Source organism: Streptomyces sp. NPDC046887 (assembly GCF_040644755.1).
Taxonomy (GTDB): domain Bacteria; phylum Actinomycetota; class Actinomycetes; order Streptomycetales; family Streptomycetaceae; genus Streptomyces; species Streptomyces lichenis.
Genome location: NZ_JBEYXH010000044.1, coordinates 19,500 through 35,654, shown reverse-complemented (window position 1 = coordinate 35,654; position 16,155 = coordinate 19,500). Strand labels below are relative to the sequence as shown.

Sequence of the window (16,155 nt, the reverse complement as noted above, 5' to 3'; positions counted from 1 at the left end):
CGCGAGCCGCCCGTACGCGTGTCGTACGGGCAGCCGGCGGGAGGCGGGTTTCGAGGAAGGCGGGCGGGGGCGGGGTCAGCCGGTGGCGGCCGGGGCGGCGGTGGCCCCCGGGGTGCCGGGCACGGAGCCGGGGTCGGCGAGGGCGGGCTCGGTGTCGCTCGGCGGGCCGCCGGCCGACTCGTCGCCATCGCCGTCTTCGTCGTCGTACGGCAGGGTGGCCTTGCGCAGCCCGGGGACGAGCAGGGCGATCAGCAGGGCGGCGCCGGCGCAGATCGCGCCGTTGATGACGGCGGCGCCGCCGGGGCTGGTCCAGCGGGCGACCGCGGCCGCCTCGGCGTCGCCGACCATGCCGCCGCTGGTTCCCTGGGCGGTGATCACACTGACCATCCGGCCGCGCAGCCGGTCCGGGGTGTTGTGCTGGACCAGCGCGTACTCCAGGATCTCGTACACCGTGCCGGCCGCGCCGCCGATCGCCAGCATCACGAAGGCGAGCGCCAGATGGCCGCTGAACCCGAAGCCGATGGCGCTGGACCCGCCGACGAACGCGGCGGCCAGCAGCAGCCGGCCGGGGCGGGCGGCCCGGTTGAGCCAGCCGCTGGTGGCCGAGACGGCCACCGCGCCGACCGCCGGGGCGGTGTAGAGCACCCCGAGCATGAACTCGAAGTTCCCCGCGTCGGCCCCGAGCTGCTTGTCCACCATCTCGGGGAAGAGCACCACCGGCAGGCTGAAGACGGCCATCACCCCGCCGAGGAGCAGCAGTCCGCCGACGACCCGGTTGCGGGCCGCGTAGCGGAAGGCCACCAGGACCGAGCCGCTGTCCTCGGTGTCGTCGTCCTCGTCCTTCACCGGCGGGAGCGGACGGACCCGGGTGATCAGCAGGGAGGTGACGGCGGTGGTGAACGCGGCGAAGGCGAACACCGCGCCGGGGCCGGTGAGTCCGAGCAGCACACCGCCGAGCAGCGGGGCGGTGATGGAGCCGATCTCACCGGTGAGGGAGATCAGCGCACCGGCCGCCGGCAGCTGGTCGGGGCGGACCAGGGTGGGGGCGACCGCCATCAGCGCGGTGACGCTGACCCCGGTGGCCAGCCCGTCCCAGGCGACGCAGAGGTAGACCGCCCAGAGCGAGGGGTCCGGCAGGAAGGCGTTGACCGCCAGGCCCGCGAAGGCCAGCGCGGCGGCGCCCCGGGCGCAGACGATCAGCGTCCGCTTGTCCATCCGGTCGGCCATCCAGCCGCCCCAGAGCGAACCCAGCAGCACGGTGACGCTCATGACGATGCTGACCGTGGCCACATGGAAGGTCGACCAGGTCTCGTACACCTGGCCGGCCAGCGCGACCGTGGCCATGCCGAGGCCGAAGAGCGACACCACCCGGGCGATGAAGATGGCCCGGAAGTCCCGGCTGTCCCGCAGCGGGGTGATGTCGATCAGCAGGTCACGCGCCCGCACGGTCCGCTCCCGCCGCGCTGGTCGCCGCCGGGTCGAGCAGCTCGGCCCACTCGCGCAGGGTGGGGCGCTCGGCCAGGTCGGCGAAGCCGATCTCGGCGCCGTCCGCCCGCCAGTTCTCCACCAGCGTCATCAGCCGGATCGAGTCCAGCCCCTGGTCGAGCAGGCTCTCCTCCGTCTCGACCTCGTCGGCGTCGACGTACAGCACCTCGGCCACGTCCCGCGCCAGGCGCTCGATGCTGAACGTCCGCTGTGCTCCGGCCGTGTCGGCCATCTCCGGTTCCTCCGCGTCAGTGGTGTGCCTGCGTCAAGGGGCAAGCATACCGATAAGGTGAGCCTTACCTAACTATCTATGGTTGTCCTCGTCAAGCCGGGCGGCCGCGTTCCGCCGCCGCACCCGGCCACCAACTTCACGAGAGCGAGAAGCCCTTGACCACGGCGATACCCAGACCGGCCGGGCCCCGCCAGCGGGGCCCGGTGGTACGGACCGCCACCCGGCGGGACGCCGAAGCGCTGTACCGGCTGTCCCGGACGTTCGCGCGCACCGGAGCGCTCCGCGAGCGCCCGGCCGCCCTCTACGCCGAGAGGGCCGGGGAGTTCCTGGTCGCCGAGGCGCCCGACGGGGGACTGGAGGGCTGTGTGGCACTGCGCCACCACCCCGCCGAGCCCGGTCCCGGGACCCTCGCCGTGCTCTACAACTTCTGCGTGTCGCCCGTCAGTCAGGGCCGGGGCACCGGCTCCGCCCTGCTGCGGGCGGTGCTCGCCCGGGCCGAGGCCGAGGGCGTCCGCGCGCTGTTCACCGCCACCACCGGCGGCGGTGAGCTGTTCCTGCGCTACGGCTTCGCCCCCGGTGGCGACCACGGGGCGCCCGCCGCCTGGCGGGCGGCGCTCGACCCCGAGCGCGGCTCGGTGGTGCTCAGCCGCCCTCTGGGCCACTAGCCCCGCACCGCACTGCGGCCCGCCCCGAGGGGCGGGCCGGGTGGCGGCGGTTCGGCGGGGCGGGTCTTCCGGGCCGGGGCGGCTGACGACGAGGATGCCCCGGCCCGGAAGACGTCTCACCGGGGGTCAGGACTTCGCGGCGAGGCTGGCGGGCCGCATGTCGGTCCAGTTCTCCTCCACGTACGCGGCGCAGCCCTGGCGGGAGTCCTCGCCGTGCACCGTGGTCCAGCCCGCCGGCACCTCGGCGAAGGCCGGCCACAGCGAGTGCTGGTTCTCGTCGTTGACCAGCACCAGGTAGCGGGCGTCGTCGTCCTCGAAGGGGTTGGTCGCGGTCATCGGGTCTCTCCTTGCGTGGGTGCGGCCGGTACGGCCTGGGGGTGGGGAAGGGAAGCCGTCGGTACGGCCGGTTCCGGCGCGTCCACCAGGGAAGCGGGTACGGCCGGTTCCGGCAGGTTGGCCAGCGGTGCGTCCGGGGCGGCCGCCAGGGCCAGTAGCAGGGCGGTGTACCGCCCGGCCAGCGCGGCGGGTCCGCCGGTGCCGTAGCGGGCGGTGTCGGCGTCCAGGTCCAGCCGCAGCCGTCCGTCGGGGTGCCGGACCACGGACAGCGAGATATCGTCCACCGGTCCGGAGGCCAGGGTGACCACCCGTCCGGTCAGTCCGGCGAAGTCCACCTCGGCGGGGAAGGGGCGCAGATTGAGCAGCGCCACCGAGGGCGCCCGGCCCCCGGCGCCGGGCCAGATCTCCCGGGCCAGCACCTCGCCGCGGAACCGCTGGTGTTCGCGTACGGCGGCGAACTCGGCGACCGTGCGCTCCAGCAGCTCCCGGAAGGTCGCCGCCCCGTCCACCGCGATCCGCACCGGCAGCACATTGACCGCCATCCCGGGCACCCGCAGGGCGCCGGGCGCGGTCCGCCCCAGCACGTACATCCGGAAGACCGCCTCGGTGGCCCCGGTGTCCCGGTGCAGCCGGGCCGCCAGCGCCGCCGTCACGGCCTCCGCCCAGGTGGCGCGGGCCGGCCGGACCGCCTTCGCCAGCAGCGCGGAGTCCTCCGGGTCCAGCAGTACGGTGTGCCGCGCCGCGCCGGTGGAGGCGCCGCCGGTCCCGGCGGCGGCCGGGAAGCGGACGGGCGCCGGGCGGTCGGCGTACCGGGCCGTCCAGTGGGCGCGGTCGGCGGCCTCGCGGGCCGAGCCGGCGTACTCCCGCTCGGCCGCCACCAGCACCTCCAGCGGCGCGAACGGCGACGGCGCCGGTTCGGCCCCGCGTACCGCGGCGGAGTACAGGTCCGCGATCCGGCGGGTCAGCAGCGCCACCCCGTAGCCGTCCACCGCGAGGTGGTGGAAGTACGAGAAGAGCAGGTGCCGTTCGGGCCCGACCCTGACCAGCACGGTGCCGGTCAGCGCGGGCGGCGGGCCCTCGCCGGAGGGCGGCTGGAGCCGGGGCGGGCAGGCCAGCTGGTCGCGTACCAGCTCCACCGCGGCGGCCACCGGGTCGGCGGCGCCGGTGGTGTCCAGCCGGGGCAGCCGCCAGTCCTCGGGGTCGAAGGGCAGCCGCTGCTGCCAGGCGCGACCGCCCTCCTCCCACACCCGCAGACGCAGTCCGGGGGCCTCGGCGAGGGTGCGGGCGACGGCCCGGCGGAGCAGCTCGGTGTCGAGCGGTCCGGTGAGGTCGACGTACTGGCCGACGTTGTAGGTGGGATCGTCGGGAGCGGCGCGCTGGGCGGAGAGCACATCGGCCTGGGCCGCGGTGAGCTCCAGCGCGCCATTCGCCGCCGTGGCGGGCGCGGTCAAGGGGCGGGCGGGCATGGGGACTTCCGGTGGGGTCACGTCTCGTGATGGCGGGGGCGTCGGTGCGGCGGCGGTCAGCCGGCCGCCACCGGAACCCCGCCGGCCGGGGAGGCATCGGCGGCGCCGCGCCCGGTGAGCACATCCCGTTCGGCCCGGCCCAGCAGCAGCGAGTCGCAGATCTCACCGGAGCGCACGGCCAGCGTGGACAGCAGCGAGGAGGTGATGCCGTGCGAATGGCCGGCCGCCGCGCCCTGGACGTAGATCCCGGCGCGCACCCGGTCGGTGGTGGCCACCCGGTGGTCGCGGCCGATGCGCAGCCGCCCCTGCTCGTCGGTCAGGCACTCGCCGGCCAGCGGGCCGAGCAGGTCGAGCGGGTCGGTCGGGGTGTAGCCGGTGGCCATCACCACCGCGTCGCACTCCAGCGTGAAGGCCTCGCCGGTGGTCAGCGAGCGCAGCACCGCCCGCGCCCCGTCGGGCAGTTGCTCCACGGCGGTCAGCGCGGTGGTGCCCATGACCCGCAGTCGCTCGGTGCCGGCCACCTTCTCCTGGTAGGCCGTGCGGTACAGCTGCTCGATCAGCTCGCCGTCCACCACCGAGTAGTTGGTGTTGGCGTGGTAGGTCAGCAGGGCCTGCTTGACCTCGTCCGGGGCGCGGTAGAAGTCGTCCACCGCCGCCGGGTCGAAGATCCGGTTGGCGAACGGGCTGTCGTCGGCCGGGCTGTAGCCGTAGCGGGTGAAGACCGCGCACACCTCGGCGTCGGGGAACTCCCGGTGCAGATACTCGGCGGCCTCGGCGGCCGACTGCCCGGCGCCCACCACCACGAAGCGGCGGTGCGGCCGGTCGGTGACAGCCTCGGCGTTGAGCCGCAGGTCGCGGGTGTGCCAGACATGCGGGCCGATCGCGGTGCCGGCCGGCATCCGCGGAACGAGCCCGGTGCTGATGACCAGGTTGCGGGCGCGCAGCGCCTCGGTCTCCTGACCGGAAGCGACGGATTCGGTGAGTACGTCGAAGGCCTCGACGGCGCCGTCCCGCTCCACCGGTCTGACCTCGGCGGCCTCGCGCCCGTAGCGCACCCGGTCGGTGAACTCGGCGGCGCACCAGAGGAGGTAGTCGTGGAACTCCAGCCGGGTCGGGAAGAACGACTTCTGGTTGATGAAGTCCGCCAGCCGGCCCCGGTCGTGCAGATAGCGCAGGAAGGTGAAGCGGCTGCTCGGGTCCCGCATGGTGGCCAGGTCCTTGAGGAACGACACCTGCATGGTGGTGCCCGGCAGCAGCATGCCCCGGTGCCAGCCGAACTGCTGCTGCCGCTCCACGAAGGCGGTGCGTATCGCGCGCCCGGGGCCGCACTGGGCGTTGTGCTCGTCGACCGCGATGGCCAGTGCCAGGTTGGCCGGCCCGAACCCGACGCCGACCAGGTCGACGTCCTGGTCCTGGTCGGGTCCGCTGCCGTGCCGTGCGGCGTTCGCGTGCCCTGCAGACATGCTCATCCTTTGTCTTGAGTCCAGCCCGGTGCCGGAAGGGTGCCCCGGTCAATGAGCCGGGGTGGGGCACCGGGCGCTTCGGGCCGCGCGAGACACCCAAACCCTTAGGTAAGGCTTGCCTAAGATGTCCTAAGGGGTGAAGGGTGTCAAGTCGGCCAAGGGGCAAACCGGGGCACGACCGGCGTATCGACGGCCGTGCCCAAGGGGGCGCTCTCAGCCCAGAATTGCCGGCAGCGCGGCGACCAGGCGGTCCACCTCGCCGGCGGTCACGGTCAGCGGCGGAGCCAGCCGCAGGACGGCCGGACCGACCGCGTTGACCAGGAAGCCGGCCTCCTGCGCGGCCGCCTGGGCCCGCCCGGCCACCGGCTCCGTGAGCACCACGCCGAGCAGCAGCCCGGCGCCCCGTACCCGCTCCACCAGCGGATGCCGGAGCTCCTCGATCCCCTCGCGGAGTCGCTGCCCGGTGTCCCGGACATGCACCAGCAGCCCGTCCGCCTCGATGGTGTCCAGTACGGCGAGCGCCGCCGCGCAGGAGACCGGGTTGCCCCCGAAGGTGGAGCCGTGCTGGCCGGGCGTCAGCAGTCCGGCCGCCGCCCCGAAGGCCAGCACCGCGCCGATCGGCAGCCCGCCGCCCAGCCCCTTGGCCAGCGCCACCACATCCGGCGCGATATCGGGGTCGGCCTGGTGGGCGTACCAGTGCCCGGTCCGCCCGATCCCGGTCTGGATCTCGTCCAGCACCAGCAGCGACCCGGCCGCCCGGGTCACCTCGCGGGCCGCCCGCAGATAGCCCGGCGGCGCCGGCACCACCCCGCCCTCGCCCTGCACCGGCTCCAGCACCACGGCGGCCGTGCGCTCGTCCACCGCGGCGGCCAGCGCCTCGGCGTCGCCGTAGGGCACATGGGCCACCTCGCCGGGCAGCGGCAGGAACGGCGCCTGCTTGGCCGGCTGCCCGGTCAGCGCCAGCGCCCCCAGGGAGCGGCCGTGGAAGCCGCCCGTCGCCGCCACCATCCGGGTCCGCCCGGTGCGCCGGGCCAGCTTGAACGCCGCCTCCATCGCCTCGGTGCCCGAGTTGGCCAGGAACACCCGGCCGCCGGGCCGCCCGTCGAGCGCCAGCAGCCGTTCGGCCAGGGCGATCGGCGGCTCGGCCGCGTACAGGTTGGACACATGGCCCAGCCGGCCGATCTGCCCGGTCACCGCCGCGACCACCGCCGGATGGGCGTGGCCCAGGGCGTTGACCGCGATACCGCCGGTGAAGTCCAGATACGCCCGGCCCTCGGTGTCCCACACCGTGGCCCCCTCGCCGCGCTCCAGCGCCAGCGGGGGAGTGCCGTAGGTGTCCATCATCACCCGCCGCCAGCGCTCCAGCGGCGGGGTGACAGGGGCGTCCGTCATCGGGCCGCCCCCGCCCCGGTGATGTCCGCCAGCGGGTTCCCCACCGGGTCGGGCACCACCACGGTGCCGGTGGAGTCGTCGGTGAACACCTCCCGCAGCAGGATGTGCGGGATCCGCCCGTCCAGTACGTGTGCCATCCGCACCCCGTCCCGGACCGCCCGCAGACACCCCTCCATCTTGGGCACCATCCCGCTGGCCAGCGTCGGCAGCAGCTCCTCCAGCTCAGCCGCGGTCAGCCGGCCGATCACCTCGTCCGACTCGGGCCAGTTGGCGTACAGCCCGGCCACATCGGTGAGCATCACCAGCTTCTCCGCGTCCAGGGCGCTCGCCAGCGCCGCCGCCGCCAGGTCGGCGTTGACGTTGTAGACCTCGCCGTGCTCGCCGCGCGCCACCGGGGAGACCACCGGGATGCGGCCGCGGTCCAGCAGCGCCCGTACGGTGTCCGGGTCCACCCGCACCACATCGCCGACCAGCCCGATGTCCACCGGCTGCCCGTCCACCCAGGCCGGGCGGCGCACCGCGGTCAGGGTGCGGGCGTCCTCGCCGGTCATCCCGACCGCGAAGGCGCCATGGGTGTTCAGCAGCGAGACGATCTCCCGCTGCACCTGACCCGCCAGCACCATCCGCACCACGTTCATCACCTCGGGGGTGGTCACCCGCAGCCCGGCGGTGAACTTCACCTCCAGGCCGAGACGGTCCAGCAGGGCGCTGATCTGCGGGCCCCCGCCGTGCACCACCACCGGCCGCAGCCCGGCGTAGCGCAGCGCCACCACATCCCGGGCGAAGGCCTGCTTCAGCTCCTCGTCCACCATGGCGTTGCCGCCGAACTTCACCACCACCGCGCGGCCGTGGTAGCGCTCCAGCCAGGGCAGCGCCTCCAGCACGGTCCGCGCCCGCGGCGCCCGGCCCTGGTGGTCGTCCATGGGTCTGTCCTCCGCCTCGCTCATGAGCTGTACGCGCTGTTCTCGTGGACATACGCGGCGGTGAGGTCGTTGGTCCAGATCTCCGCCGAGGCGTCACCCGCCTTCAGGTCCACGGTGACGGTGACCCGCCGCCCGGTCAGATCGCACTTCTCGCGCGCCTCCCCGGCCGCGCCGTCCCGGCACACCCACACCCCGTTGACCGCCACGTCCAGCCGGTCCGGGTCGAAGTAGGCGCTGGTGGTGCCGACCGCCGAGAGCACCCGGCCCCAGTTGGGGTCCTCGCCGTGCAGGGCGCACTTCAGCAGGTTGCTGCGGGCCACCGAGCGGCCCACCGCCACCGCGTCCTCCTCGGAGGCGGCGCCGGTCACCACCACGTCGATCTCCTTGGACGCCCCCTCGGCGTCCTGCACCAGCTGGCGGGAGAGGTCGCGGCAGACCGCCCGCAGCGCGTCGGTGAACTCGGCCGCGCCGGGCCGCTGCCCGGAGGCGCCCGAGGCCAGCAGCAGCACGGTGTCGTTGGTGGACATACAGCCGTCGGAGTCCACCCGGTCGAAGGTGGTGCGCACCGCCTCGCGCAGCGCCGCGTCCAGCGTCCCGGCGGGCAGCTCGGCGTCGGTGGTGATCACCACCAGCATGGTGGCCAGGCCCGGGGCGAGCATCCCCGCGCCCTTGGCCATCCCGCCCACCGTCCAGCCGCCCGCCCCGTGGGCCACGGCGGTCTTGCGGACGGTGTCGGTGGTCAGGATGGCGTCCGCGGCCGACTCACCGCCGCCGCTCTCCCCGGTGAGCTCGGCCACGGCCGCGTCCACCCCGCTCAGCACGGCGTCCACCGGGAGCCGCACCCCGATCAGCCCGGTGGAGCAGACCGCCACCTCCCGGGCGTCGGTGCCCAGCGCGGCGGCCGCTCGCTCGGCGGTCAGCCGGGTGTCCACGGCGCCCGCCTGCCCCGTACAGGCGTTGGCGCCGCCGGAGTTGAGAACGACCGCGGAGAGCCGGCCGTCGGCCAGTACCGCGCGCGACCAGCGCACCGGTGCGGCCTGTACCCGGTTGGAGGTGAACACCCCGGCCGCGGTGTACGAGGGGCCGTGGTTGACCACCACGGCGAGGTCCCGGTTCCCCGAGCTCTTGATCCCGGCGGCCACTCCACTGGCGGAGAAGCCCCGGGCGGCGGTCACGCTCATGGCGCCACTCCGTTCACGGTCAGCCCGGTGCCCTCCGGCAGGCCCAGGGCGAGGTTCATGGACTGCACCGCGCCACCGGCGGTGCCCTTGACGAGGTTGTCGATCGCGCAGACCACGGTCAGCCGGCCGACCGAGGGGTCCACCGCCAGCTGGAGCTGCGCGCTGTTGGAGCCCAGCACCGCCGCGGTGGCCGGCCAGCGGCCCTCCGGCAGCAGCCGCACGAACTCCTCACCGCTCAGCGCCTTCCGGTACGCCTCGCGGACCGCGCCCTCGTCCGCGCCGGGCCGCAGCCGGGCCGAGCAGGTGGCGAGGATGCCGCGGGCCATCGGTGCCAGCAGCGGGGTGAAGGAGACGGCGACGTCCTCACCCGCCACCGCGGAGAGGTTCTGCACCAGCTCCGGGGTGTGCCGGTGGCCGCCGCCGACCCCGTACGGGCTCATCGAGCCCATCACCTCCGCGCCCAGCAGGTGCGGCTTGAGCGCCCGGCCCGCGCCGGAGGTTCCGCTCGCCGCCACCACCACGGCCTCCGGCTCCACCAGTCCGGCCGCGAAGGCGGGGAACAGGGCCAGGGTGACCGCGGTCGGGTAGCAGCCGGGGACGGCGATCCGCCGGGTGGTGCGCAGCGCCTCGCGGGCGCCGGGCAGTTCGGGCAGGCCGTAGGGCCAGGTGCCGGCGTGCTCGGTGCCGTAGAACCGCCGCCAGGCCTCGGCGTCGCTCAGCCGGAAGTCGGCGCCGAGGTCCACCACCAGGGTGTCCGGGCCGAGTTCGCGGGCGAGCGCGGCGGACTGGCCGTGCGGCAGCGCCAGGAAGACCACATCGTGCCCGGCGAGCGCCTCGGCGCTGGTCGGCACGGTCACCCGGTCGGCGAGCGCGGGCAGCTGGGGCTGGGACTCGCCGAGCGGGCGGCCCGCGCTGCTGTGCGCGGTCAGGGCGCCGACGGTCACGCCGGGGTGCGCGGTGAGCAGCCGCAGCAGCTCACCCCCGGCGTAGCCGCTGGCGCCCGCCACGGCCGCGGTGAGGGTCATGGAGGCGTTCCTCCTCTTTCGGGCACGGGTCCGCCCCCGGCCGCGCGATGGACCGGGGCGGGGGGAGCTGTGCGGGTGGGTGGGGCGGCTCCGCCGGGCGGGGGAGCCGGTGGTCGATGGGGGGCGGGGGTGGGGTGTGCGGCGGTGTCAGACCGCGGGGTCGCCTTGGGTGGGGGCCGGGGCGTCCGTGGCCGGGGCTTTCGTGGCTGCGGGCAGCAGCTGGGCGCCGGGCAGCACCCCGACCCCGTGCCGGGCCGCCCATTTCAGGGCGCCGGCCTGGCGTTCCGGGGTGAGGTCGGCGACCGCGTCGGAGGCGATGAAGACGGTCAGCCCGTGCATCACCGCGTCGGCCGCGGTCAGCAGCACGGTGTGCTCGGCCGGCAGCCCGCACAGCACCACCTGGTCGCGTCTGGCGGCCCGCAGCACCCGGCCCAGCCGGCTGCCGAGGAAGGCGTTGGGGTGGAGGTGGTCCACCAGGTGCTCGCCCACCCGCAGCGTCAGCGCCAACGCCGTAGCGGATCCGGCCTCCGGTGCCTCGGGCCCGTGCCGTACGCCGTGCACCACCAGCAGCCCCCGCGCGGCGGCCCGCTCCCTCAGCGGCCCTACCGCGGCGGACAGTTCGGCCGCGACCGGCTCCGGCAGCACCGCTCCGGGGTCCTGGTCGAGACCGAGGACGACCAGCGCGGCGCGGCCCGGTTCGGGCAGCCGTACCGCTTCGGGCGGCGGTATGCCGTCCTCCCCGGACAGGGGGTGCGGCGCGGCGGTCGACGGACCCATACGACTCCTCGCTGGTGGCGCGGTGGACGGGAGGCGGCGCGACCCGCGGAGCGCCGGTCGGCGGCCTACGGGGTACGCGGCGCCGGACGGGCGCACCGGATGGCGGCACACGGCTGGCGCAACGGAACTTAGGTTAGCCTAACTTCGCCCGGCCGGCGGAAGGGCCAGGTCCTAAGCGGCCGGGGCGCTCACCCGGCGGCGGGCGTACGCCCCCGGCGTGGAGCCGAAGTGGCGCCGGAAGGCCAGGATGTAGCCGTTGGTGGAGACAAAGCCCACCCGGGCGGCCACCGTGCCGACCAGCAGGCCCTGCGCCAGCAGGTCCAGCGAGCGGTTGAGCCGCACCCGGGTGCGCCACTCGGAGAAGGCGAGCCCGGTCTCCGAACGGAACGCCCGGCGTAGGCTGGTGGAGCTGACGTACAGGCCGGCCGCCCACTCGGTGGCGGTGCGCTGGTCCTGCGGGTGGCGCAGCAGCTCGCCGGCGACCGCCCGGGCCGCGCCGCTCACCGGCTGCGGCAGCGGCAGCGAGTCCCGGTGGCCGGCGGTCAGCGCGGCGAACACCCGCGGGTCGTCCGGCTCCGGGCGCGCGGTGCGGGTCCGGCCGAGCAGCAGCCGCCGCTGGGCCTCGCCGACGTTGACCCGGGTGGCCCGGGCGTACGGCAGGTCGCGGTCGGCCGCGAAGTCCTCGGTGACCACCAGGGAGTCGGGGTCGTAGCGCGCGCTGTGCGGTACGCCGGCGGGCACCCACAGCGCCACCGCCGGGGACAGCTCGTGGTCCCGGCCCTGGGCGCTCACGGTGATCCGGCCCACCGGGGTCCACAGGAACCGGTGGAAGTCGTACACCCGCAACCCGTGCCCGACGGCCGTCACATGGCCGTCGCCGAACCGCTCCTCGTATCGTCCGATATGCCCGGCCTGCACCGCATGCCGCACCATGCCAGTCCAACCCCCTTGAAACGGCGGGGCCGAGGCTTCGGACCCCACATATGATCGGTCCGCCTCCCTGTTGGATCGGCGGAATTAAGGTTAGGGTAACCTAACCCACCGAGCCGATGCGTAAGGAGCCGAGGAAAACCACATGACCGATACGTCCCCACCGGTGACGTCCGCCCCGCCACTGGCCCGGACCCGCTCCTCGCGCGGCGCCACCGTGGCGGTGCTGGCCCTCGCCGCGCTGGCCGCCACCCTTGTCGCGGGCATCGCCCTCGGCGCCCGCGACATCTCCGCGGGCGAGGTCGTCAGGGTCCTGCTGCACCCCGGCGGTGAGACGTTCAACTCCCATGTGCTGTGGACCGACCGGATCCCGCGGACCTTCCTCGGCCTGCTGGTCGGCGCCGCGCTCGGCGCCTCCGGGCTCATCATGCAGGCGCTCACCATGAACCCGCTCTCCGATCCGGGCATCCTCGGTGTCGAGCAGGGCGCCTCGCTCTTCGTGGTCCTCGGCATCCTGTTCCTCGGAGTCACCGGCGTCCAGGGCTACTTCTGGCTCGCGCTGGCCGGTTCCGCCTGCGCCGCCGCCCTGGTCTACCTCATCGGGACCCGCACCAACACCGGCTCCACCACCATCGGACTGGTCCTCGCCGGGGTCGCCATGGGCGCCGTGATGTCCTCCCTGATCACCCTGCTCGTGGTCCGCGACCGGGTGGCCTTCGCCCATCTGCGGGCCTGGTCCGTCGGCCAGCTCACCGGACGGTCCGAAGCCCTCGGCCAGATCCTGCCGTTCGCGATCGCGGGCCTGCTGCTCGCGCTCACCCTCGGCCGCACCCTCAACGTCCTCGGCCTCGGCGACGAGGCCGCCCGCGGACTGGGCGTCAAGGTCGAGCGGGCCCGGCTCACCGCGGCCGCCGTCGCCGTGCTGCTCTGCGCCGCGGCCACCGCCGCCATCGGCCCGGTCGCCTTCGTCGGACTGGTCGGCGCCCATGTCGCCCGGATGCTCGTCGGCGCCGACCACCGCTGGTCGCTGCCGGTCGCCATGGCCACCGGCGCCGTACTGCTCACCGTCTCCGACACCGCCGGCCGGCTCATCCTGGACCACGGCGAGATCCAGGTCGGTGTGATGACCGCCGTCGTCGGCACCCCCTTCTTCGTATGGCTCGCCCGCCGCCGCGACCTGGTACGGGTGTGATGACCGTCCTCGACACCCGGGCCACCGCCCCGGACTCCGCCGCCGCGCCCGCGCTCGCCGCCGCGGCCCGCCTGCGCGCCGTCCGCCGCGCCCGCCACCGCCGTACCGCCCTGGTCTGCGCGGCCCTCGCCGTGCTGCTGGTCGCCTTCACCGCCGCCGCGCTGCTGATCGACCTCAACGGCGTCCCGGCGAGCGAGGTGCTGCCCGCCGCCCTCGGACTGCGCGAAGGCCTCGCCGACTACCTGGTGTTCCAGCTGCGGATGCCCCGCACCCTGGCCGCGCTGCTGGCCGGCGCCCTGTTCGGCCTGGCCGGCGCGCTCTACCAGCGGCTCATCCGCAACCCGCTGGCCACCCCCGACATCGTCGGCATCTCCGCCGGCGCCAGCGCCGGGGCCGCCACCGTGCTGCTGCTGGCCCCCGCCGCGTACATCGTCGGCGCCCCGGTCGCCGCCATCGCCGGCTCCTTCGTCCTGGTAGCCGCCGTCCAGGCGCTCAGCTGGCGCGGCGGGCAGGTGGACACCTACCGGCTGATCCTGGTCGGCATCGGCCTGAGCGCGGTCTGCGTCGCCTACACCAACTACCTGTTCACCATGGCCGAGGCCAACGACCTCGCCATCGCCATGCGCTGGACCATCGGCTCCACCAACGCCGCCGACTGGGACGGGGTCACCACCCTCGCCGTGGGCCTGGCCTGCTGCCTCCCGCTGGCCGTCTGGCTGAACCGCTCGCTCACCGCCATGGCGCTCGGCGACCAGCTCGCCACCGGCCTGGGCACCCGGGTCAACCCGGCCCGGGTCGCCGTGCTGCTGCTCGGCGCCGCGGCCGCCGCGCTCGCCACCAGCGTCGTCGGCCCCATCGGCTTCGTCTCCCTGATCAGCGGCCCCATCGCGGTCTGGCTGGTCGGAGCCGAGCGCTCGGTGATGCTGGCCGCCCCGGTCGGCGCCGCCATCGTCATCGGCGCCGATGTGCTGGCCCTGCACGCCCCCCTGATCAGCCCGGTACCCACCGGGGTCCTCACCGCGCTGCTGGGCGCGCCCTACTTCGTCTGGCTGATCCTTCGGCGCGGACAGGGAGCCTCGTGACACACCCACTGGAAGCCCGCGCCATCGCCGCCGGCTACGGCAAGCGCCTCGTCATCGACGGGCTCGACGTGCAGATCGCCGCCGGGAAGATCACCGCCCTGGTCGGGCCCAACGCCTGCGGCAAGTCGACCCTGCTGAAGTCGGTCGCCCGGCTGCTGCCGCTGGCCGCCGGATCGGTCCTCCTGGAGGGCGCCGACATCCACGCCATGCCCACCCGGGACGTGGCCCGCCGGCTGGGCATCCTGCCCCAGTCGCCGATCGCCCCCGAGTCCATCACCGTCGGCGACCTGGTCTGGCGCGGCCGCCACCCGCACCGCCGCTTCGGCGAACGCCGCACCGGCAAGGACGACATCCTGATCGCCGAGGCGCTCGCCGCCACCGGCACCGCCGAACTGGTCGACCGCCCGGTGGACCAGCTCTCCGGCGGCCAGCGCCAACGCGTCTGGATCGCCCTCGCCCTGGCCCAGGACACCCCCACGCTTCTGCTGGACGAACCGACCACCTACCTGGACATCGCCCATCAGATCGAGGTGATGGACCTGCTCGCCGACCTCAACGAGAAGGCCGGCAAGACCATCGTCCTCGTCTCCCACGACCTCAACCAGGCCGCCCTGTACGCCTCCACCATCGTCGCCATGCGCGATGGCCGGATCATCCGCCAGGGCCCGCCCGAAGAGGTCCTCGACGCCCGCACCGTCGCCGAGGTCTTCGGTCTCGACTGCGTCGTCGTACCCCACCCTCGCACGGACCGGCCGCAGATCTTCCCGCTCGGCCGCCGTCACGCACCACAGGAGAACAGCTGATATGAACCGCCTCGCCAGACCCGCCCTCCGCCGCGGCACCGTGCTCGTCGCCGCGGCCGTCTGCGCCACCCTGGTCGCCGGCTGCGGCTCCGAGGACAAGGCCAAGGACGACCAGTCCCAGGAGAAGGGCAAGGGCGGCGCCTCCGCCGGCGCCTTCCCGGTCAGCCTCACCAACGCCTGGGGCACCGCCAAGGTCGAGAAGAAGCCGGTCAAGGTCGCCACCGTCTCCGACGGCGACACCTCCATCGCGCTCGCCCTCGGCCTGGTCCCGGTCATCACCCCGGACGTCGAGGACGGTTCGCCCTTCCCCGAGTACAAGCAGAAGGCGCTCGACAAGCTCGGCGGCGGCAAGCCCAAGACGTACGACGACACCGACGGCACCGACTTCGAGGCCATCGCCGCCGCCCAGCCCGACGTCATCCTGGGCATGAACACCTGGCAGATGGACAAGGAGTACGCCAAGCTCTCGCCCATCGCCCCGGTCGTCACCTACGGCAAGAAGGAAGAGGCCGACACCCTCACCTGGCAGGAGCGCCTCAAGGGCGCCGCCAAGGCGCTGGGCCTGGAGGAGAAGGCCGAGGAGGTCATCGCCGCCAACGAGAAGGCGCTCGCCGACGCGGCCAAGGCCCACCCCGAGTTCAAGGGCAAGACCTACACCTACGCGATCGTCCACCCCGAGCAGCTGAGCTACGGCTCCTACGCCGCCCAGGACCCGGGCGTCTTCGAGCAGCTGGGCTTCACCAAGGCGCCCGCCGCCAAGAACTACAGCCCCAACAAGAACGCCGTCTCGCTGGAGAACCTGGACGAGCTGGAGGCGGACGTCCTGCTGATGACGTACCCCTTCGGTGACAACGGCCTGCTCAGCGCCGACGAGCTGGAGAAGAACAAGCTCTACCGCTCGCTGAAGGTCGTCAAGGGCAACCACGACACCGTCATCCCCTCCGCCAACGGCCTCGCGGTCGCCATGGCCTACCCCGACGCGCTCAGCGCCTCCTGGGTGGTCGAGAACCTGACCCCCATCCTGGCCAAGGCCGTCGCCGGCAAGTAAGCCGACCGGCGTCCGGGCGTACCGCCATACACCCGGCCGCCACCGGGCGGGCCGGGCCGCCGGAGCACCCCTCCGGCGGCCCGGCCCCCGCCTGCCCGCGCCCTCCGCCCCACCCCGCGCCGCCGCGGACCTCCCGAGGCCGCCGCGTACGAAGG

At 74.4% G+C, this 16,155-nt stretch carries 16 protein-coding genes; 5 read left to right on the top strand and 11 right to left on the bottom strand.

The window, feature by feature from the left end; all coding sequences use genetic code 11:
* Positions 1-75: 75 nt before the first annotated feature.
* Both entS and ABZ945_RS29140 read right to left on the bottom strand, forming a co-directional pair.
* Positions 76-1,446: an enterobactin transporter EntS gene (gene entS / locus ABZ945_RS29145; protein ID WP_361275488.1), complete on the bottom strand. Its 1,371-nt coding sequence runs from the start codon at positions 1,444-1,446 to the stop codon at positions 76-78.
* On the bottom strand, positions 1,433-1,717 hold the full coding sequence (locus ABZ945_RS29140) for a phosphopantetheine-binding protein (protein WP_361275485.1): 285 nt from the start codon (positions 1,715-1,717) through the stop codon (positions 1,433-1,435). Before ABZ945_RS29140 ends, entS begins: the two co-directional genes overlap by 14 nt.
* Positions 1,718-1,872: 155 nt before the next feature.
* Here ABZ945_RS29140 and ABZ945_RS29135 point away from each other — a divergent pair, with 155 nt between their 5' ends.
* Positions 1,873-2,382: a GNAT family N-acetyltransferase gene (locus ABZ945_RS29135; protein WP_361275482.1), complete on the top strand. Its 510-nt coding sequence runs from the start codon at positions 1,873-1,875 to the stop codon at positions 2,380-2,382.
* 126 nt (positions 2,383-2,508) lie between these two features.
* Here ABZ945_RS29135 and ABZ945_RS29130 read toward each other — a convergent pair whose 3' ends face one another.
* From ABZ945_RS29130 to ABZ945_RS29090, 9 genes are all read right to left on the bottom strand, one after another.
* Entirely contained in the window at positions 2,509-2,718 is a 210-nt protein-coding gene (locus ABZ945_RS29130; RefSeq protein ID WP_361275480.1) for an MbtH family protein, read from the bottom strand.
* The gene (locus ABZ945_RS29125) at positions 2,715-4,184 is read right to left on the bottom strand and encodes a condensation domain-containing protein (protein ID WP_361275477.1); all 1,470 of its coding nucleotides are present in this window, start codon (positions 4,182-4,184) and stop codon (positions 2,715-2,717) included. The genes ABZ945_RS29130 and ABZ945_RS29125 overlap by 4 nt, the downstream gene beginning before the upstream one ends.
* A 56-nt stretch (positions 4,185-4,240) precedes the next feature.
* Positions 4,241-5,647: a lysine N(6)-hydroxylase/L-ornithine N(5)-oxygenase family protein gene (locus ABZ945_RS29120; protein ID WP_361275475.1), complete on the bottom strand. Its 1,407-nt coding sequence runs from the start codon at positions 5,645-5,647 to the stop codon at positions 4,241-4,243.
* Between the two features lie 213 nt (positions 5,648-5,860).
* Entirely contained in the window at positions 5,861-7,039 is a 1,179-nt protein-coding gene (locus ABZ945_RS29115) for an acetylornithine transaminase (protein WP_361275473.1), read from the bottom strand.
* The gene (argB, locus tag ABZ945_RS29110; protein WP_361275470.1) at positions 7,036-7,962 is read right to left on the bottom strand and encodes an acetylglutamate kinase; all 927 of its coding nucleotides are present in this window, start codon (positions 7,960-7,962) and stop codon (positions 7,036-7,038) included. Before argB ends, ABZ945_RS29115 begins: the two co-directional genes overlap by 4 nt.
* Positions 7,963-7,982: 20 nt before the next feature.
* Complete coding sequence (gene argJ / locus ABZ945_RS29105; RefSeq protein ID WP_361275468.1) at positions 7,983-9,143, bottom strand: bifunctional glutamate N-acetyltransferase/amino-acid acetyltransferase ArgJ; 1,161 nt, start codon at positions 9,141-9,143, stop codon at positions 7,983-7,985.
* Positions 9,140-10,168 (bottom strand): N-acetyl-gamma-glutamyl-phosphate reductase, encoded by a 1,029-nt coding sequence (argC, locus tag ABZ945_RS29100; RefSeq protein WP_361275465.1) that lies wholly within the window; start codon positions 10,166-10,168, stop codon positions 9,140-9,142. The genes argJ and argC overlap by 4 nt, the downstream gene beginning before the upstream one ends.
* 147 nt (positions 10,169-10,315) lie before the next feature.
* Positions 10,316-10,945: an isochorismatase family protein gene (locus ABZ945_RS29095; protein WP_361275463.1), complete on the bottom strand. Its 630-nt coding sequence runs from the start codon at positions 10,943-10,945 to the stop codon at positions 10,316-10,318.
* Positions 10,946-11,116: 171 nt separating this feature from the next.
* Complete coding sequence (locus ABZ945_RS29090; RefSeq protein ID WP_361275460.1) at positions 11,117-11,878, bottom strand: AraC family transcriptional regulator; 762 nt, start codon at positions 11,876-11,878, stop codon at positions 11,117-11,119.
* 142 nt (positions 11,879-12,020) lie between these two features.
* On the opposite strand from ABZ945_RS29090, the gene ABZ945_RS29085 reads away from it, so the two are divergent.
* From ABZ945_RS29085 to ABZ945_RS29070, 4 genes are read left to right on the top strand one after another with little or no spacing between them, the layout of a single operon-like run.
* Positions 12,021-13,067: an iron ABC transporter permease gene (locus tag ABZ945_RS29085; RefSeq protein ID WP_248633851.1), complete on the top strand. Its 1,047-nt coding sequence runs from the start codon at positions 12,021-12,023 to the stop codon at positions 13,065-13,067.
* Positions 13,067-14,149: an iron ABC transporter permease gene (locus ABZ945_RS29080; RefSeq protein WP_361275457.1), complete on the top strand. Its 1,083-nt coding sequence runs from the start codon at positions 13,067-13,069 to the stop codon at positions 14,147-14,149. Before ABZ945_RS29085 ends, ABZ945_RS29080 begins: the two co-directional genes overlap by 1 nt.
* On the top strand, positions 14,146-14,952 hold the full coding sequence (locus ABZ945_RS29075) for an ABC transporter ATP-binding protein (RefSeq protein ID WP_361275455.1): 807 nt from the start codon (positions 14,146-14,148) through the stop codon (positions 14,950-14,952). The genes ABZ945_RS29080 and ABZ945_RS29075 overlap by 4 nt, the downstream gene beginning before the upstream one ends.
* Before the next feature lies 1 nt (position 14,953).
* A complete protein-coding gene (locus ABZ945_RS29070; RefSeq protein ID WP_361275453.1) occupies positions 14,954-16,000 on the top strand; it encodes an ABC transporter substrate-binding protein in 1,047 nt (348 codons plus the stop codon).
* The last annotated feature ends 155 nt before the right edge of the window (positions 16,001-16,155 follow it).

Excerpts from the sequence above, each read along its gene's own strand:
- ABZ945_RS29090 (WP_361275460.1), bottom strand. The coding sequence starts at position 11,878 with ATGGTGCGGCATGCGGTGCAGGCCGGGCATATCGGACGATACGAGGAG.
- ABZ945_RS29080 (WP_361275457.1), top strand. The coding sequence starts at position 13,067 with ATGACCGTCCTCGACACCCGGGCCACCGCCCCGGACTCCGCCGCCGCG.
- argC (WP_361275465.1), bottom strand. The coding sequence starts at position 10,168 with ATGACCCTCACCGCGGCCGTGGCGGGCGCCAGCGGCTACGCCGGGGGT.
- ABZ945_RS29070 (WP_361275453.1), top strand. The coding sequence starts at position 14,954 with ATGAACCGCCTCGCCAGACCCGCCCTCCGCCGCGGCACCGTGCTCGTC.
- ABZ945_RS29125 (WP_361275477.1), bottom strand. The coding sequence starts at position 4,184 with ATGCCCGCCCGCCCCTTGACCGCGCCCGCCACGGCGGCGAATGGCGCG.
- ABZ945_RS29120 (WP_361275475.1), bottom strand. The coding sequence starts at position 5,647 with ATGTCTGCAGGGCACGCGAACGCCGCACGGCACGGCAGCGGACCCGAC.
- argB (WP_361275470.1), bottom strand. The coding sequence starts at position 7,962 with ATGGACGACCACCAGGGCCGGGCGCCGCGGGCGCGGACCGTGCTGGAG.
- ABZ945_RS29095 (WP_361275463.1), bottom strand. The coding sequence starts at position 10,945 with ATGGGTCCGTCGACCGCCGCGCCGCACCCCCTGTCCGGGGAGGACGGC.
- argJ (WP_361275468.1), bottom strand. The coding sequence starts at position 9,143 with ATGAGCGTGACCGCCGCCCGGGGCTTCTCCGCCAGTGGAGTGGCCGCC.
- ABZ945_RS29115 (WP_361275473.1), bottom strand. The coding sequence starts at position 7,039 with ATGACGGACGCCCCTGTCACCCCGCCGCTGGAGCGCTGGCGGCGGGTG.
- ABZ945_RS29140 (WP_361275485.1), bottom strand. The coding sequence starts at position 1,717 with ATGGCCGACACGGCCGGAGCACAGCGGACGTTCAGCATCGAGCGCCTG.
- ABZ945_RS29085 (WP_248633851.1), top strand. The coding sequence starts at position 12,021 with ATGACCGATACGTCCCCACCGGTGACGTCCGCCCCGCCACTGGCCCGG.
- ABZ945_RS29130 (WP_361275480.1), bottom strand. The coding sequence starts at position 2,718 with ATGACCGCGACCAACCCCTTCGAGGACGACGACGCCCGCTACCTGGTG.